Annotated in this window: 14 protein-coding genes and 2 pseudogenes; 11 read left to right on the top strand and 5 right to left on the bottom strand. The window is 59.5% G+C overall.

Annotation, left to right across the window (positions count from 1 at the left end; all coding sequences use genetic code 11):
* The first annotated feature begins 96 nt into the window (after nt 1–96).
* From AKU94_RS10515 to AKU94_RS10485, 6 genes are all read left to right on the top strand, one after another.
* Entirely contained in the window at nt 97–1,257 is a 1,161-nt protein-coding gene (locus AKU94_RS10515) for a DNA cytosine methyltransferase (RefSeq protein WP_050527238.1), read from the top strand.
* Nucleotides 1,229–2,086, top strand: coding sequence for a hypothetical protein (locus tag AKU94_RS10510; protein WP_050527237.1), 858 nt, complete (start codon nt 1,229–1,231; stop codon nt 2,084–2,086). Before AKU94_RS10515 ends, AKU94_RS10510 begins: the two co-directional genes overlap by 29 nt.
* Before the next feature lie 147 nt (nt 2,087–2,233).
* Nucleotides 2,234–4,345, top strand: a complete 2,112-nt coding sequence (locus tag AKU94_RS10505) for an ATP-binding protein (RefSeq protein WP_198144891.1) — start codon at nt 2,234–2,236, stop codon at nt 4,343–4,345.
* 580 nt (nt 4,346–4,925) lie between these two features.
* Nucleotides 4,926–6,185, top strand: coding sequence for a site-specific DNA-methyltransferase (locus AKU94_RS10495; RefSeq protein WP_050527234.1), 1,260 nt, complete (start codon nt 4,926–4,928; stop codon nt 6,183–6,185).
* The gene (locus AKU94_RS10490; protein WP_050527233.1) at nt 6,182–7,543 is read left to right on the top strand and encodes a site-specific DNA-methyltransferase; all 1,362 of its coding nucleotides are present in this window, start codon (nt 6,182–6,184) and stop codon (nt 7,541–7,543) included. The genes AKU94_RS10495 and AKU94_RS10490 overlap by 4 nt, the downstream gene beginning before the upstream one ends.
* A 135-nt stretch (nt 7,544–7,678) precedes the next feature.
* A complete protein-coding gene (locus AKU94_RS10485) occupies nt 7,679–8,371 on the top strand; it encodes a competence protein CoiA family protein (RefSeq protein ID WP_050527232.1) in 693 nt (230 codons plus the stop codon).
* 90 nt (nt 8,372–8,461) lie between these two features.
* On the opposite strand, the gene AKU94_RS10480 is transcribed toward AKU94_RS10485, so the two are convergent.
* From AKU94_RS10480 to AKU94_RS10465, 5 genes and pseudogenes are all read right to left on the bottom strand, one after another.
* The gene (locus AKU94_RS10480; protein ID WP_050527252.1) at nt 8,462–8,995 is read right to left on the bottom strand and encodes a DUF3489 domain-containing protein; all 534 of its coding nucleotides are present in this window, start codon (nt 8,993–8,995) and stop codon (nt 8,462–8,464) included.
* 42 nt (nt 8,996–9,037) lie between these two features.
* Nucleotides 9,038–9,259: pseudogene (locus AKU94_RS19220) on the bottom strand (hypothetical protein); the annotation flags it as partial.
* Nucleotides 9,260–9,362: 103 nt separating this feature from the next.
* Nucleotides 9,363–9,659, bottom strand: a complete 297-nt coding sequence (locus AKU94_RS10475; protein WP_050527231.1) for a hypothetical protein — start codon at nt 9,657–9,659, stop codon at nt 9,363–9,365.
* Between the two features lie 9 nt (nt 9,660–9,668).
* Nucleotides 9,669–9,884 (bottom strand): hypothetical protein, encoded by a 216-nt coding sequence (locus AKU94_RS10470; protein ID WP_332307226.1) that lies wholly within the window; start codon nt 9,882–9,884, stop codon nt 9,669–9,671.
* A gap of 20 nt (nt 9,885–9,904) precedes the next feature.
* Entirely contained in the window at nt 9,905–10,108 is a 204-nt protein-coding gene (locus AKU94_RS10465; protein ID WP_050527229.1) for a DUF6900 domain-containing protein, read from the bottom strand.
* A 128-nt stretch (nt 10,109–10,236) separates the two neighbouring features.
* On the opposite strand from AKU94_RS10465, the gene AKU94_RS10460 reads away from it, so the two are divergent.
* From AKU94_RS10460 to AKU94_RS10440, 5 genes and pseudogenes are all read left to right on the top strand, one after another.
* The gene (locus tag AKU94_RS10460) at nt 10,237–10,773 is read left to right on the top strand and encodes a hypothetical protein (RefSeq protein WP_050527228.1); all 537 of its coding nucleotides are present in this window, start codon (nt 10,237–10,239) and stop codon (nt 10,771–10,773) included.
* Nucleotides 10,721–12,760, top strand: coding sequence for a phage terminase large subunit family protein (locus tag AKU94_RS10455; RefSeq protein WP_050527227.1), 2,040 nt, complete (start codon nt 10,721–10,723; stop codon nt 12,758–12,760). Before AKU94_RS10460 ends, AKU94_RS10455 begins: the two co-directional genes overlap by 53 nt.
* 1 nt (nt 12,761) lies before the next feature.
* Nucleotides 12,762–12,977 carry a phage head-tail joining protein gene (locus AKU94_RS10450; protein ID WP_050527226.1) on the top strand — a complete coding sequence of 72 codons (216 nt, stop codon included), beginning with the start codon at nt 12,762–12,764 and terminating at the stop codon, nt 12,975–12,977.
* 3 nt (nt 12,978–12,980) lie between these two features.
* Nucleotides 12,981–14,477 (top strand): phage portal protein, encoded by a 1,497-nt coding sequence (locus AKU94_RS10445; protein ID WP_050527225.1) that lies wholly within the window; start codon nt 12,981–12,983, stop codon nt 14,475–14,477.
* Nucleotides 14,477–15,745: pseudogene (locus tag AKU94_RS10440) on the top strand (S49 family peptidase). The gene AKU94_RS10445 and the pseudogene AKU94_RS10440 overlap by 1 nt, the downstream one beginning before the upstream one ends.
* Nucleotides 15,746–15,749: the final 4 nt, after the last annotated feature.

Below are 15,749 nucleotides of genomic sequence, written 5' to 3'. Positions count from 1 at the left end.
CAAACTCTATGTCAACCTTCGTGGACGATTATGAACCCAAGAATCTTGAAATATTCTCCTGACTAAGGCACAAGAGGTATGAAATGGGAGTGATGAATGCCTAGCTTTTATGAATTTTTTGCCGGCGGGGGCATGGCAAGGGCTGGGCTAGGCGATGGCTGGAAGTGCTTGTTCGCCAACGATTTCGACCGGAAAAAAGGCGAGTCCTACAAGCGTAACTGGGGTAAGGCCGAACTGGTTGTCGATGATATCCGCAACATAGCACCTGACGATCTCCCGGGAACAGCGGACTTGGTTTGGGGGTCATTCCCATGCCAAGATCTTTCGTTGGCTGGTGGCGGAGCCGGTCTGCGTGGTGATAGGTCGGGCACATTCTGGCCGTTTATCGCGCAAATCCAGTCACTGAAGGACGACGGCCGGGCACCAACCGTTGTAACTTTAGAGAATGTAGTTGGCACTCTGACAAGCCATGCCGGAAAGGACTTCACTGCCATCTGTGAAGCGCTCGACGGACTCGGATACAGGTACGGGGCGGTTGTGGTGGATGCGGAGCTCTTTGTTCCGCAGTCTAGACCCAGACTTTTCGTTGTCGCGACTCGCGGTGATGTTCAGGTCGATGGAGCGTCCGACGGGCCAACGCAACCATGGCATACTACTGCTCTTCGGCGTTCCTATTGCGCACTCCCTGAACGACTTCAGCGCAATTGGATTTGGTGGAGTATGCCAAAGCCTGATCAGCGAGAAATGCGCTTCGCCGACGTAATTGAAGAAACACCAAACTCAGTGCGATGGCATACAAAGACAGAAACACGACAATTGATATCGATGATGTCAGAGGTCAACCTGGCGAAGGTAAAAACCGCACAAGCTTCGGGGGTGCGGATGGTTGGCGGCGTGTACAAAAGAACCCGCTTTCAACAAGGGGTTAAAGTTCAACGTGCAGAAGTCCGCTTCGACGACATCGCGGGCTGTCTTCGCACACCTGGCGGTGGATCATCTCGCCAGTCCATCCTAGTAGTGGAGGGAAACCTGATCCGTTCGCGCCTCATTTCCACTCGGGAAACGGCTCGGCTCATGGGGCTGCCAGATGCATACATGCTGCCGGAGGCCTACAACGAAGCCTATCATCTGACTGGAGATGGTGTCGCGGTGCCGGTAGTTCGGCATATTGCAAAGCACATCATCGAACCGATAGTCTCTCAAAAGAATAATGAAGAAAGAGAGACAGATGAGTGTGATTCCGTGCGAAAAGAATGAAGCGCTCCGTGACTTAATTGTTGAGTTTGCCGAAGTCCTGAAAACCCAATCGCACACGCTCGGCACTCACGGCCTAGACGAGCACGATTTCTACCAATCTGGGCTGTTCCGCGGTAGCATTGAACGCATTCGTGGCCAGTTTTCCGCGACGATGCGGCCGAAGCGTGATTTTGTCGCGGCCATCCTCAATCATATGCAAGATCAGGCACTGATCGAAGATTGGATTTCAGCCGGTGGCGAAAACCGACATGACTACAGCATCACTTTGAACGACGGCAGAACATCCGTCGTGGAATTGAAGGGGTGCTTGGATGGGAACAACACCAACATTTTCGAACGCCCTCCGCACGCAGATGAGTTCATTCTTTGGAGCGTGTGTTCGAACCCCGGGGCCGATCCACGCCATAACGTTTGGTCGGGGATTCACACGCGGCTCTCTGCAGAAATAATTTCAAGAAATCAGCGGGTTGATGGTCTCATCGTTTGGGATTGGATCTGTGGCACAATTGCTCGACCATGCCCCAAGGTAATCAACAATCCTGAGCGTTTCACAGAAATCGGGCAATATCGATTGCCACCGCCGTGCATCTACCTTTTCCCTTCGACGGTACCAAGCCCAAGAAACAATGCGAGTCCAACTCCACAGCCTATAGCCAACGTTGGCTTTCTTGATGCTCTCAACCGCTGCTTCGGCGGCGTTCCTTCCGAACTGAACAATGTCAGGATCACAGTCGGGCACGCTGGCGCTGAGACGGTCAGAACAACGGAAGTACTAAGGGATGGAGCGGTGCAGAAGGCCTCTGAAGCCATTCCGATACGTCGATCCTGACATGAAACCTCAACTAGGAAAAAACCTGCGAGCATCCTTCAAAATTACCCTCGAAGCTGCTGCTGTGCTCCCTGAGCGTCGAATAGAGAAATCAACGAAAGGTTTTCTTGCGAAGATTCTTCGGCCATATTGAAAAGGATGCTTAAGTTGAATCAGGAAGCGGACACTCAACCAGAATTAAAATTTGCCCACAATGTAATTGAGCACCTCGGCATAAAGCTATATAAAAATAAGGCTGCAAATGTTCTGGCGGAACTCGTAGCCAATTCTTGGGACGCTGACGCCTCTTGGGTAGATGTCAAGATTGATAAACTTGGTGGCCCTCGCAACAACGGCTGCATTGTTATCTCTGATGATGGCATAGGAATGTCACATGCCCAGATCAAAGATCACTATCTACACGTCGGAAAACCAAAGCGAACAAATGCTAGAGATCTATCTCCTCGCGGCCGCCGACCAATGGGCAGAAAGGGCTTAGGAAAACTATCGCCATTTGGAATTGCTCGAATTGTTGATGTCTGCACTGTACAAGACAACCTGATAAATTGGTTCACATTGGATTTAGACCAAATATTGGCCGTTGGATCGAGTGGAGCATATCCACCAAAATTTCACGCAAAAGACACTCCGATAGACTCACCGCTGGCTGGCCCAGATCAATTTTCTTCAGCGATGGTTGGAAGCTTCGTATCGAAGCTAAGAGCAGAGAATAAGAAGAGCGGAACACTTATCTGCTTAAGTTCGATTGATGCGGGACTTCTACCTGAGCGAGAGAAGATTGCGTACGAACTGGGATCAAAATTTACGGTAGTTCTATTACGTGATGATTTCGTTGTCTCGATCAACGGTACAAGAATTAGCGAGGCAGAGGCGCTCCCTGTTTTCGAATTCCGAATTCCAGAATCACCAGGATCAATCACTGAAACTGTTAATGGCCAAGATGTTCGGTTCTGGGTGGGTTTTGTCGAGAGGGCCGAATGGTCGTCAGATGAAGCCGGGGTCGGCGTATTCGCACACGGAAAAATAGCACAATCGAGGCCCTATTTTTTTAACAAGAAAGGTAAAGAAGTTTTCCAGAGGTATTTGTATGCGGTCGTGGAAGCTGACTGGATAGATGAGGAACATGAAGATCTGATCTCCACCGACAGAACGTCAGTGGACTGGAGTGCTCCAAAACTGAAGCCATTGCATGAGTGGGGACAAGGAAAGGTTTCACAATGGATCAGTGCCTACGAAAAGTTTCGAAAGTCAAAACAAGACAGCGAGGTCTCTGTTCAAGCCCAGAAACTGCGCGCTACAGGTGCTGTGAACACATATTCAAAAGCTGAAAATGATCAAATTGTTGCGCTGGTTTCGGATGCGACGCGCGAAATCGGAAAAATGAAGGCTGCTGAAAGGACAAGAGAGGACCTGTTAATTGCCGTATCAAAAGCATGGATAAACCAACCGACAAGGGATCTTCTGGGTTCGCTGTGGGGAAGTCTTTTGGAGGTCAATGCAACTCCTGAACACATTACTAAGGTAATTGAAGAACTTTCGCGACACTCTGTGCCAGAAAAAATGGGGCTTGCACTGACGTTTTCTCAAAGAGCGTTTGCATTATCGGTCTTATATGAGCTTGTTCACAAACAATCTGAAACTGACTTGCAAAAGCTTGTTACGGAGTTTCCATGGATTCTTCAGCCAAGAGGGGATCTGCTTACGGCGGACCGAACCTTGAAGTCCACGATTGACCGTCTTGCGGATGAACTCTCGGACGAAAAGCCCTATCATCCAGGGCTTTTGATAAAGGGCATTTCTCAAAGCCAGCGCGCTGACTTTGTCTTTCTAACCTCATCAGATGACAAGAACGTGAGTGTTGTCGAGATCAAAAAGCCAGATCTCCAGCTCGGAGTTGAACAGACCCGGCAACTATCCGCATATATGGACTTCATTAAGGTTCATCACTCTGAAGCAAATGTCAGTGGCGTTTTAGTGGGAAATAAGACTGGCCTTGAAAACAACGACAAGAGAATTTCAGTGAAGAGCTGGCACGAAGTCTTCACTGAATGTCGGGCTGTGTATGTGGAACTCTTGGCAGGCATGCTAGATATTTCGGACATCGAAGGTACAGATACCCGCCTCAAGGTAATCAAGGACATTGGAGGACCTGCTACTTGGGAACTTCTACATCGTTTGGCTAAGACTGATGAGAATCTAAAGCTTCTTATGGAGCAGTTTGAAGGAAAGACACCTATGGCTCTGTCCCCGAGCGCCTAGATCAAAAGGTTTTTCACTCTACGGGCTGAGTTGGAGGTGAACAGCTCTTCCATTCTTGATGTATACACCGACGATCAAATGCACGATATCGAAGGAAATCCCATTCGGGCGTCTTGTCTCCGAGCCCACCCCCTCGGCATGGTTCCTCCCGGGCCCGGAATGTATGCGGGGGGGCGCAGCGCGGCATTTCGCTAGCGACAGGCAGTTTCACCGGGGAAGCCAGGCGGAATCCACCTGCCGGGTAATCTTGGAAAAAGCGACTCATTATCAAAGGCTTGCGGAATCAAGATCTTGGCGCGCTGGATTCTTTGCGGAATCCACGGAATCCAGTTTGCGGAAGCCACCCCCACCGGAAGCCAGGCAGTGGAAGCCACTTGCAGGGAAGCCATTGAATCCGCGTGCATTTTTCATTTGACAAAGCTGCCCCTCTTGACCTACCCCTTGATCATCGAAGAATTGCGCCCGGAGGAACCCCCTCGCGGGCGCTTTTGATTTCCCGACATCGCGGATCCCGATCCTGACGCTGGCATCGCCCAGCGCGCATCGGCGTGTCCGCTCTGCCCTACATGAAAGCCTCCTGATGGACCTGGTCTTTGCGCCGAGCCAGATTGAAACCTGGCCTATCGACCGGCTGCGCCCCTACGCGCGCAATGCCAAGATTCACGGCACGGACCAGGTCGCCAAGATTGCCGCCAGCATGGCCAAGTTCGGCTGGACCGTTCCGTGCCTTGTGGCCGACGATGGCGAGCTGATCGCCGGGCATGGCCGGGTGCTGGCCGCCATCATGCTGGGGCTGACCGAGGTGCCAGTGATCCGGCTCGGCCACCTCGACGAAGCCGAACGCCGCGCCTATCGCATCGCGGACAACAAATTGACCGAGCTGGGCGACTGGGACGAGGCCATGCTGCGCCATGAGATCGCGGGGCTGCTGGCCGAGGATTTCGACCTGTCGCTGCTGGGGATCGCCGACGAGGATCTGGATGCCTTGCTGCGCGATCCAGATCAGGTCGAGGGCGGCTCGGTCGAGGGCGAGGATGACATTCCGGAACCGCCGGTCACGCCGGTGTCGGTGGCGGGTGACCTGTGGCAGCTTGGGTCGCACCGGCTGGCCTGCGGTGACAGCACATCCGCCGATGTGGTCGGTCGTCTTCTTGGTGATGTGAAGCCGCTGCTGATGGTGACAGACCCGCCTTACGGCGTGGAGTATGACCCAAGCTGGCGCAACCAGGCAGGAGCGGCCAAGACCAAGCGCACCGGCAAGGTGCTGAACGACGACCGGGCCGACTGGCGCGAGGTGTGGGCGCTGTTCCCCGGCGACGTGGCCTATGTCTGGCATGGTGCGTTGCACTCCTCGACCGTGGCCGAGAGCCTGGGGACAGCGGGTTTCGCCGTCCGGTCGCAGATCATCTGGGCCAAAGACCGCCTCGTCCTCAGTCGCGGCGACTACCACTGGCAGCACGAACCCTGCTGGTATGCCGTCAAAAAGACCGGCAAGGGCCATTGGGCGGGTGACCGAAAGCAGACGACGCTGTGGCACATCTCCGGCAAGGACCAGGATGCCGCCACCGTGCACGGCACCCAGAAGCCGGTCGAGTGCATGCGCCGCCCGATCCTGAACAACTCCAGCCCGGGTCAAGGGGTGTTCGAACCCTTCATGGGATCGGGCACCACGCTGATCGCGGCGGAAACCACCGGACGTATCTGCTTCGGGATCGAATTGAACCCGGCTTATGTCGATGTGGCCATCGAGCGCTGGCAGCAATTCACCGGCGCCAACGCCGTGCTGGCCGACACCGGCGAGACCTTCGCCGACCTGAAGGCCAAAAGGCTTACAGCATGAATGTGCCGCTGCTGCCCGGCCGGATCGAACATTGGCCCCTTGCCCGGCTGAAACCTTATGCCCGCAACGCCAAGACCCACGACGCTGATCAGGTCGCGAAGATCGCCGCCAGCATGGCTGAGTTTGGCTGGACGGTGCCGGTGCTGGTGGCGGCCGACGGGGAGTTGATCGCGGGCCATGGTCGCATCCTGGCTGCCGCCCACCTTGGCCTGTCCGAGGCCCCGGTCATCGTTCTGGGCCATCTGACCGAGGCGCAACGTCGCGCCTATCGGATTGCGGACAATAAACTGACCGAGTTGGGCGGCTGGGACGAGGCGTTGCTATTGCAGGAACTGCAGGCGTTGCTCGCCGAGGATTTCGACCTCGGGCTGATCGGGATTCCCGAGGATGAATTGGACGCGCTGCTGCACGATGCTGATGACCGCGCTTCTATCGATGACGACACCGCCGATGCCATCCCTGCCCCGCCCGCTGAACCCATCACCAAGCCGGGCGACATCTGGGCGCTGGGCAAGCACCGGCTGTGCTGCGGCGATGCCACCGATCCGACCGCTGTCGCGTGGCTGATGCAGGGCGAACGGGCGACGTTGATGTTCACCTCGCCGCCCTACGCCCAGCAGCGCGACTATGGTGCCGCCAAGGAAAAGGTCGGCGATTGGGATGCACTGATGCAGGGCGTGTTCGCCGCAGCGCCGGTCACCGCCGAAGCGCAGCTGCTGGTCAACCTCGGCCTCGTGCATCGCGACAGCGAATGGCAGCCATATTGGGAGGGATGGGTGGAATGGATGCGCGCATCTGGTTGGCGGCGGTTTGGCTGGTATGTGTGGGATCAGGGCCCGGGCCTGCCGGGCGACTGGAACGGCCGCCTGGCCCCGTCGCACGAGTTCATTTTCCACTTCAACCGCGCACCCCGCAAACCACACAAGACGGTCCCGTCCAAGCACGCGGGCGAAACCCTCGGCGGCGGTGGGCTGCGCGGGGCCGACGGCACCGTCCACGCCAAGACCGGCACAGGCAACGCGATCCAGAGCCACCGCATCCCGGACTCTGTCTTCCGGATCATGCGCCACAAAGGGGGCTTGGGCGCCGCTGGATCGCACCCGGCGGTGTTCCCCGTGGCGCTGGTCGAGGCGGTGCTGGCGACGTTTTCGGATCCGGGCGACCTGATCTACGAGCCGTTCTGCGGCTCCGGCACCCAAATCGTCGCCGCCGAACGCGCTGGGCGGCGTTGCTTCGCGATGGAGCTGGACCCAGTCTATTGCGACGTGGCCGTGCGGCGGTGGGAGATGGCAATGGGGAATTTGGCGGTGCGAAACGGCGCTGACGCCACTGTGTCTGCACAACATATTCCAAACTAGACGCATCGACCTGTTCTAGGTTGAACCCCGACCGCCATACAATCAATACTGTGTTTTCAGTGCCTCTGAACGAGGTGATTCAGTTGCTGGGCGGAGCACGTGGGACAGATAGCTTATCATGCTGAAACAGGAGCAATGGCTGAGGCATTTTCAGCGCCAGATAGCGTATGGCAAGATATCTGCCAATCTCCCGCTGGCACATGGTTGATGCCCCGAACAAATTGGCCCGCCATTCCGAAGACTTCAATTCGCGGCCTACGTTTCTTCGCCCATCGTCCCGGTTTCCCTGATAAACTGCCCGCACCAGAAAGCTACGCGCACACACGCCTGAAGATTGAAATCGCGCTCGCACTTCGCCGAACAGGGTATCAGGCAGATCTTGAGGTTTCGGGTCAAACTCCAAATGGTGATGCATGGATCGCCGACGTTCTGGCGCGACGCAAGGATGACAAGCTGTTTGCTTTTGAAATTCAGTTCTCGAGTCAGCACTTAGCCGACTTTCGTTCACGTACCCTGAGGTACTCTCAATCAAGTGTGTCAATCTGTTGGTTCATGCCATTCAAGCCTGTAGCCAATCGACTTGGTAAATCGCTCTGCTATGAAAATCAGGCCTATTACAAAGAACATGGCGTTTTTGTTTCTGACTGCGAGGAAATCATACCCTTCTGGTTCGACATAAAAGGGAAGGATGAATATCCTGACCAATCACCCGAATTCCACTTTGGACGAGGCCAGAACAATCGCCGTTTAACGATTGATGAAGCCGTTGCGGGAATGATGGAGGGGAAGCCTAACTGGCAGTATCCTTATTGGAACTGGCGGGCTTGATTACAGAAAGCCAGACGAATGTGGCGCTATGGGAAGGGATAGTCGTCCATTGCTGCTGCTGTGGATGCCGGAACACGGACACCAGAGTGTTTACGTGAAAAAGTAGACCGTCCCCCTGCCTTCGACTTTCTCGGAGGAGATTGGCAGCCCCAGCCTCTTCTTCAGCACTCCCGAAATCACACCTCTGGCCGAATGGGCCTGCCACGCAGTTGCCGCAACGATCTCGGCAATGGTGGCGCCTTCGGGCCGCTGCAACATGGCGATGATCTGCGCTTGCTTGGTTCCGGCGCGCTGCGTCGGCGGCTTGGCAGCGGGCGTCTTTGTGGCATGTTCGCGGATCGCCGCCGTCGCCTTGACCACCACCGGCTCGATCCCGATGGCCAGCAGCCCTGCGTCCGTCACCACCAACGTGGTCCCATGCCCATCGCCGGTCTCTCGCCAGAGGTGCTCATTCCGGCGCAGGTTGGCATCAATCTCCTGCAGCCAGTCGAGCGCGATCATCCTGTTGACGGCCATCTTCGCCGCCGCCCCGGCCAGCCCCTTGGGCAGCGGCAGGGCGATGTTGTCGGGGCGCTGGGCCCCGGCGCTCAGGATGATGGTCTGGGTTTCGGTGAGTTTCGTCATGACGGGCTCCTGTTTGATCTGGTGACGCTGGACGGGATCAGCGGCATGCTCGCCCTCCTTGAAGGCGCTGTCGGTGATCTGGCGCAGCAGGCTGGCATACTGGTTCAGGGTGCCGACGTGGCCCCAGTTGATCTCGTCGGGGTGAGCATCGAAGTGGTCGTCGCTCAGGGCCTTCAGGCGCTCCAGCATCGCGTCGATCTGGAACTTGGTGGTCATGAATGCGTCGAGGGCTTTGGAATTATCGGTCGCGCGGCGGGTGGTCATGGCGGGGGTTTCCTTGGCTGAGTTGCATCGTGTTCGCGTAATCACCATCGCTCTGATGGGGCGGCTAGTGTAGGTAAATGCAAGCAATATCAGTGCGTTCTGATCAAACTCCGGGCGCATCGGCTTGCGGCATCACATGCACCCACTGGCATCCGATCCACATGTAGAGATGCACGAATTCGCGCGTCGGGCGGGACAGGATGCGCGGCGCACGGGGCGGATTGAAGCAATCCAGCGCCTTGGGCGTGACCTGCCGAATCTCAATGGCGGTGAGGATGTCTTCCGGCTTCCAGCGCGCCAGCGCGGGCAGCATGTGGGCGGGATAGCCGTCGAAATGGACGTAGACATGCGCCCATACCTCAGGGCCGATCTGGATGGCGATCTGCGCGCGGGTGCTCATGGCGACGCCTCAGATCAGCTGCAGATCGACCAGCACGGCGCTGGCAGCAGCCAGCTGCGCGGTCGGCAGGTCGATCTTGATGTGTGAGAACAGGTCCGAGCAGTCGGCCTTGATCCCGCCCTCGCGCAGTGCGGCTTCGATCACCTCCGCCACCACGTTGGGGCGGCTGCGGTCGAGATGGTCGGGCAGCGTGTCGATGTCGATGCGGATGGTGGTGGTGGCCATGGTCATGTCCCTGCCCACCTTCAGCGTTTCGCAGCGGCGGCGACGCCAGCGGCGTAGGCTGCTTCAAGTGCTGCACGGATCGCCCAAACCGCCACATCGTGGAAATCCAACCGGTCGCTGTTCTGGGTCTCTAGCGTCTCGATGCTGTGGAAATGCTTCGTCGCGATCTCTAGCAGCAGGGCGTCGCTTGGGGCTTTGGCGGGGGTGGCGGTCTTGGCGGTCATGGGGTGAGCTCCGTGGCTGAGTTGCATCGTTGTTCTGGACCCAGATTCGCTCTACACGGGAGTGTAATCAACTGAATAAAATCATTATTTCTGTTTAATTACAATATGTTGAGGTCTACTCAATCGCCATGGAAGGTATGTCCGAGCGCGAGTATTCCGCCCACTCTGGCCTGTCGCGCGGCGCAATCCAGAAGGCACGCAAGGCCGGGCGTCTGGTGGTCTACAGCGATGGATCGATCAACGCCGCCGCATCTGATGTGCGCCGGGCCGACATGACCGATCCGGATCAGCAGCGCCGCAGCACCGGTGGCGATAGCGGGTTTTCCGGTCCGGCAGACAGCTCGTCCTATCTGAAAGCCCGCACCGCGCTGACCGTCTACCAGGCGCAGGACAAGCAGCTGGGCATCCAGAAGAAGAAGGGCACGCTGGTTGATCGCGCCCGGGCCGAAGCTTTGGTGTTTCGCCTCGCGCGACAGGAACGCGACACATGGGTCACCTGGCCAGCCCGCGTCGCGGCATTGATGGCGGCCGAAGTGGCCTTGGGAGTGGAGAAACAGACCGGCACGCCGGTGATCATCGAGGCCGCGATCCTGCAAAGGGTGTTGGAAGCCCATGTCAGACAGCACCTCGACGCCCTCGCTGACCTCCGAGTTTCCTTCGGATAGCGATGACCTGACCGCAGACCTCGACCTCGAGTTTGACGGGGCCGAAGACATCCTGCGCAGCTGGCGCAAGGGCATGCGCCCCGACCCGGACTTGACGGTGTCGGAATGGGCGGATGAACATCGTTGGCTGTCGTCACGCGGTGCGGCCGAACCGGGACGCTATCGCACCGCCCGCGCGCCCTACCTGCGCGAGATCATGGACGCACTGTCGCCGCGCCACCCCGCTCAGCGGATTTCGTTCATGAAGGCGGCGCAGGTCGGCGCGACCGAGGCTGGCAACAACTGGATCGGCTTTGTGATCCACCATGCGCCCGGGCCGATGTTGGCGGTGCTACCATCCCTGGAACTGGCCAAGCGCACATCGCGCGGGCGGCTTGATCCGCTGATCGCGGAAAGTCCTGCCCTTCGTGAGCGGGTGAACCCGGCCCGATCCCGCGACGCGGGCAATTCGATGCTGTCGAAGGAATTTCCCGGCGGCATTCTGGTGTTGACCGGGGCAAACTCCGCCACCGGCCTGAGGTCGATGCCTGCGCGCTACATCTTTCTCGACGAGGTCGACGCCTATCCCGCCTCGGCCGACGAGGAAGGTGATCCGGTCACGCTGGCCGAGGCGCGCACCACCACATTCTCGCACCGGCGCAAGGTGTTCATGGTCTCGACCCCAACGATCCGGGGTTTGTCGCGCATTGAACGGGAGTTTGATGCCAGCGATCAGCGCCGGTATTTCGTGCCCTGCCCGCATTGCGGCGCAATGCAGTGGCTGCAGTTCGAACGCCTGCGCTGGGACAAAGGTCGGCCCGACACCGCCGCCTATCATTGCGAGGGCTGTGAAAAACCCATCGCCGAGCATCACAAGACGCAGATGCTGGAAAAGGGCGAATGGCGCGCGACGGCCGTGTCCGCCGACCCGCATTCCATCGGCTTCCATATCTCGGCCCTCTATTCTCCTTTGGGCTGGAAAAGCTGGCAGCAGATTGCGCGCGACTGGCTGGCGGCACAAGGCTCAGAGGAAATGCTGCGTGCCGCACGGAACACGCTCCTGGGCGAGACATGGGTCGAAAGTGGCGACGCCCCGGAATGGCGGCGGCTGGCGGAGCGGCGCGAAGCCTATGCCGGTGCGCAGATCCCGGATGGTGGTCTGTTCCTCACCGCGGGTGTCGATGTGCAGAAGGACCGCATTGAGGTCGATGTCTGGGCCTGGGGCCGAGGATTGGAAAGCTGGCTGGTCGATCACATCGTCATCGCCGGTGGCCCGGACGATCCGGCCTGCTGGGACAAGCTGACAGCCCTGCTCGGTCGGACATGGACCTGCGCGAATGGCGCGGTGATGGTGATCGGCAAGCTCGCCATCGACACCGGCTATGAAGCCCCGGCCGTCTACGCATGGGCGCGGAAACAAGGGTTCGACCAGGTCGCCCCGATCAAGGGTCTGGAAGGGTTCAACCGCGCCACGCCGGTGTCGGGCCCGACCTTTGTCGACGCGACCATTGGCGGCAAGCGTCTGCGCCGGGGCGCACGGCTCTGGTCGGTGGCCACGGCGACGTTCAAGACCGAGACTTATCGCTACCTGCGGCTGGAGCGGCCGAGCGACGAGGACCGGGCGCTGGGCGTGCTCGATGCCCCCGGCACCGTGCACTTGCCCGACTGGATCGACACCGAATGGCTGAAGCAGCTGGTGGCAGAACAACTGGTCACCGTGCGCAACAAGCGCGGCTATGCCCACCCCGAATGGCAAAAGATGCGCGAGCGCAACGAGGCACTGGACTGCCGGGTTTATGCAAGGGCGGCGGCCTGGATCATGGGCGCGGATCGCTGGGACGAGGCGACCTGGCGGCGGCTGGAGGTGCAGGCTGGAGTTGAAACCCGTTCTGCACATCAGACTTCAGCCGTCGCTGAACCGACCGCGCCAAGCCCGCCCAAGGCCGGAACACCGACCACGCCACGGCGCAAACGCCGGGCTTACACACCAAACTTCATGAGGGATTGAGATGGATCTGGAACGGATGCGCGCCTTGCTGGCAGCACTACAAGAGGCGCGCTACGCGGGCGTCCGCTCAGTTAGCTATGATGGCAAGACCATCAACTATGGTTCGGACGTCGAACTGGCGAACGCCATTGCCGATCTGGAAACCCGGATTGCCACCGCCACCTCCGGCACACCGCGTCGTCGGCGCTGGGGCACCGTCGCGTCAAAGGGCCTGTGATCCATGGCATTTGAAGCGTTCCGGCAGCGCATCGGCTCGATCCTCGGCGGGTTTGACGCGGCTCAAGCCCATCGTCGCTTGCGCGGGTTCCGAGCCAGCCGCGCCCATGTGAATACGCTGATCGCGGCCTCGGGTGATACGATCACCGCCCGCGCCCGCTGGCTGGTCCGGAACAACGGCTATGCCACCAACGCCGTAGAATCTTTCGCCAGCAATGTCGTCGGCGATGGCATCAAGCCGTCCAGTTCCATCACGGATGCAGCGCTGAAGGAACAGCTGCAGGCGCTGTGGCTCGCCTGGACCGATGATGCCGACGCCGAAGGCCTGACCGACTTCTACGGGCTGCAACGCCGGGCCGCGCGCGAAGTGTATCTGTCGGGCGAGGTGTTCATCCGCATCCGGCCGCGTCGCGCGGAAGACGGTCTGACCGTGCCACTGCAATTGCAGATGCTGCCTGCAGAAATGCTGCCCTTGGATATGAACCGCACCCTGCCCGGGGCGGGGCTGATCCGTCAGGGCATCGAGTTTGACGGCATCGGTCGCCGCGTCGCCTATCACTTCCTGCGCCGCCACCCCGGCGATCTGACCGATCCGGGGCTATCCGGCGAAACCGTCCGCGTCCCGGCTGGCGACGTGATCCACGTCCTTGACCCGGTCGAGGCGGGTCAGCTGCGCGGCGTGTCGCGGTTCGCCGCCGCCATCGTGAAGCTGTTTACGCTGGACCTTTATGATGATGCCGAACTGGAGCGGAAGAAGATCGCGGCGATGTTTGCGATGTTCATCACCTCGCCCGCCCCGGAAACCCCACTGGAACCGACCGAGGAGGATCTCGAGGTCGAACCCGGACAGGTGGTGCGGTTGGATCCCGGCGAGGATGTCTCGACCCCTGCCACACCAGACTCTGGCGGCACGTATGAGCCTTTTCAATACCGCACCCTGCTGCAAATCGCGGCCGCGCTGGGCATGCCTTACGGCTATCTGACCGGCGATACGGCCAAGGGCAACTTCTCGAACACGCGGATTTCACTGATCGAATTCCGCCGCCGCATATCAGCCTGGCAGAATGGCGTGCTGGTCTATCAGCTGTGTCGTGCCGTCTGGGTGCGCTGGATGGACACGGCTGTGCTTTCGGGCGCGCTGGACCTGCCGAGTTACGACCTGCAGCGCCGCCAGTATCAGGCCTGCGCCTGGCTGCCGACCAAGTGGGACTGGATCGATCCGATGAAGGACGCCTCCGCCGAGATTGTCCAGATCGAAGCAGGGTTAAAATCCCGCACGCAAGCCCTGTCCGAGCGCGGCTATGACGCCGAGCAGGTTGACCGAGAGATCGCCGCCGAGCGCAAACGCGAAGCGGCGCTGGGCCTCGACTTCCGTCGACCAGGGTCGCCTGCGCAGGGGCCCGGCGAAGGTGGGGCGAAAGAGCAGGATCAGGACAGCGAGAACGACGACGCGGCCGAAGATACCGACGACGAGAAACCCGACCTCAAGGAGGACGCTTGATGCATCACGCCCAGATCGCCCAGCGCGCCTTCAACACCCCCCTGATGGTTGATCCCGCCAAGGCGCTGGCCTTCTTGTCGGGGCTAGGACCGCGAATAACCGGGCAGGATATCACTTTCCAGGGGTTTGATGTCGAGCAGCTTGACCAAGCCAAGGCCGCGCTTCCGGCCCGCGCCTCTCTATTTGGCAATGACCTCGCCCAACGCCATCAGCGCAATGGCGGCCAGCCTTACATGGTGGTGGATGGCATCGCCGTCATCGAAATTGCGGGCACACTTGTGCACCGTGGCGCGTGGATCGGGCAATCCTCTGGCCTGACCTCCTACGAGGGCATCGCCGCCCAGTTGCAGGCAGCTGTCGCGGATCCCGGTGTGCGCGGCATTGCGCTGGACATTGACAGCTTCGGCGGCGAAGTCGCAGGCGCTTTCGATCTGGCGGATCGCATTCGTGGCGGAACATGCGCTGTCGGCGGGCTATGTCCTCGCCAGCCAGGCCGACAGGATCATTCTTCCCCGCACCGGGGCGGTGGGCAGCATTGGCGTCGTCGCATTGCACACAGATATGAGCGGGGCGCTGGATCAAAAGGGGATTGCGTCACGCTGATCCATGCCGGGGCGCACAAGGTCGATGCGAACCCGTATCAGCCGTTGCCCGAGGCGGTGCACGACCAGATGCAGCGCGAGCTGGAGGTGGTGCGCTTCCTCTTTGCAGAAACGGTCGCCGCCGGTCGCGGTGATCGGCTGACCCATGCAGCCGCGGTGGCCACCGAAGCTGCGGTCTTCCGCGGGGCCGACGCCATCGCTGCTGGTCTGGCCGACGATCTCGCCGATCCCGTCGCCGCCTTCCACGCCTTCGCCGCCGCGCCTCGCGGCACCACTTCCCCCAGCAGAAAGGGTCCACAGATGACCACCACGCCTGAAACTCCCATCGAAACGCCTGCACCAGTCGCAGCAGCCCCGGCAGTACCGCCTGTAGATGCTGCCACTTCGGCCAATCCATCGTCGATGACTGCCGACGCCATTCGCGCCGAAGCGGCCGAAGTGGCGCAGGTTTGCGCGCAGGCCGCCCGGCTCGGCGTGACCATCGACGCGGCGGACGCCGTCACGCGCGGGCTGAAGCCAGAGGCCCTGCGCGCCCGCGTGCTGGCTGATCTTGCCGCCCGCAGCGATGCCGCTGGCATCATCGCCACCGCCCCGGCTGCGGCCGCCGCCAAAGACAGCCCGATCATCGCTGCCGCGAAAAAGGCAGCGACCGAAGCGAAACGCTGATCCA

It is taken from the genome of Pseudorhodobacter aquimaris, from assembly GCF_001202025.1.
Lineage (GTDB): Bacteria > Pseudomonadota > Alphaproteobacteria > Rhodobacterales > Rhodobacteraceae > Pseudorhodobacter > Pseudorhodobacter aquimaris.
This window is presented reverse-complemented; position numbering and strand designations above follow the sequence as displayed.

Coding starts and splice junctions, on each gene's coding strand:
- AKU94_RS10455 (WP_050527227.1), top strand. CDS start 10,721: ATGTCAGACAGCACCTCGACGCCCTCGCTGACCTCCGAGTTTCCTTCG.
- AKU94_RS10490 (WP_050527233.1), top strand. CDS start 6,182: ATGAATGTGCCGCTGCTGCCCGGCCGGATCGAACATTGGCCCCTTGCC.
- AKU94_RS10445 (WP_050527225.1), top strand. CDS start 12,981: ATGGCATTTGAAGCGTTCCGGCAGCGCATCGGCTCGATCCTCGGCGGG.
- AKU94_RS10465 (WP_050527229.1), bottom strand. CDS start 10,108: ATGACCGCCAAGACCGCCACCCCCGCCAAAGCCCCAAGCGACGCCCTG.
- AKU94_RS10460 (WP_050527228.1), top strand. CDS start 10,237: ATGGAAGGTATGTCCGAGCGCGAGTATTCCGCCCACTCTGGCCTGTCG.
- AKU94_RS10495 (WP_050527234.1), top strand. CDS start 4,926: ATGGACCTGGTCTTTGCGCCGAGCCAGATTGAAACCTGGCCTATCGAC.
- AKU94_RS10470 (WP_332307226.1), bottom strand. CDS start 9,884: ATGGCCACCACCACCATCCGCATCGACATCGACACGCTGCCCGACCAT.
- AKU94_RS10510 (WP_050527237.1), top strand. CDS start 1,229: ATGAGTGTGATTCCGTGCGAAAAGAATGAAGCGCTCCGTGACTTAATT.
- AKU94_RS10515 (WP_050527238.1), top strand. CDS start 97: ATGCCTAGCTTTTATGAATTTTTTGCCGGCGGGGGCATGGCAAGGGCT.
- AKU94_RS10480 (WP_050527252.1), bottom strand. CDS start 8,995: ATGACGAAACTCACCGAAACCCAGACCATCATCCTGAGCGCCGGGGCC.
- AKU94_RS10475 (WP_050527231.1), bottom strand. CDS start 9,659: ATGAGCACCCGCGCGCAGATCGCCATCCAGATCGGCCCTGAGGTATGG.
- AKU94_RS10450 (WP_050527226.1), top strand. CDS start 12,762: ATGGATCTGGAACGGATGCGCGCCTTGCTGGCAGCACTACAAGAGGCG.
- AKU94_RS10485 (WP_050527232.1), top strand. CDS start 7,679: ATGGCTGAGGCATTTTCAGCGCCAGATAGCGTATGGCAAGATATCTGC.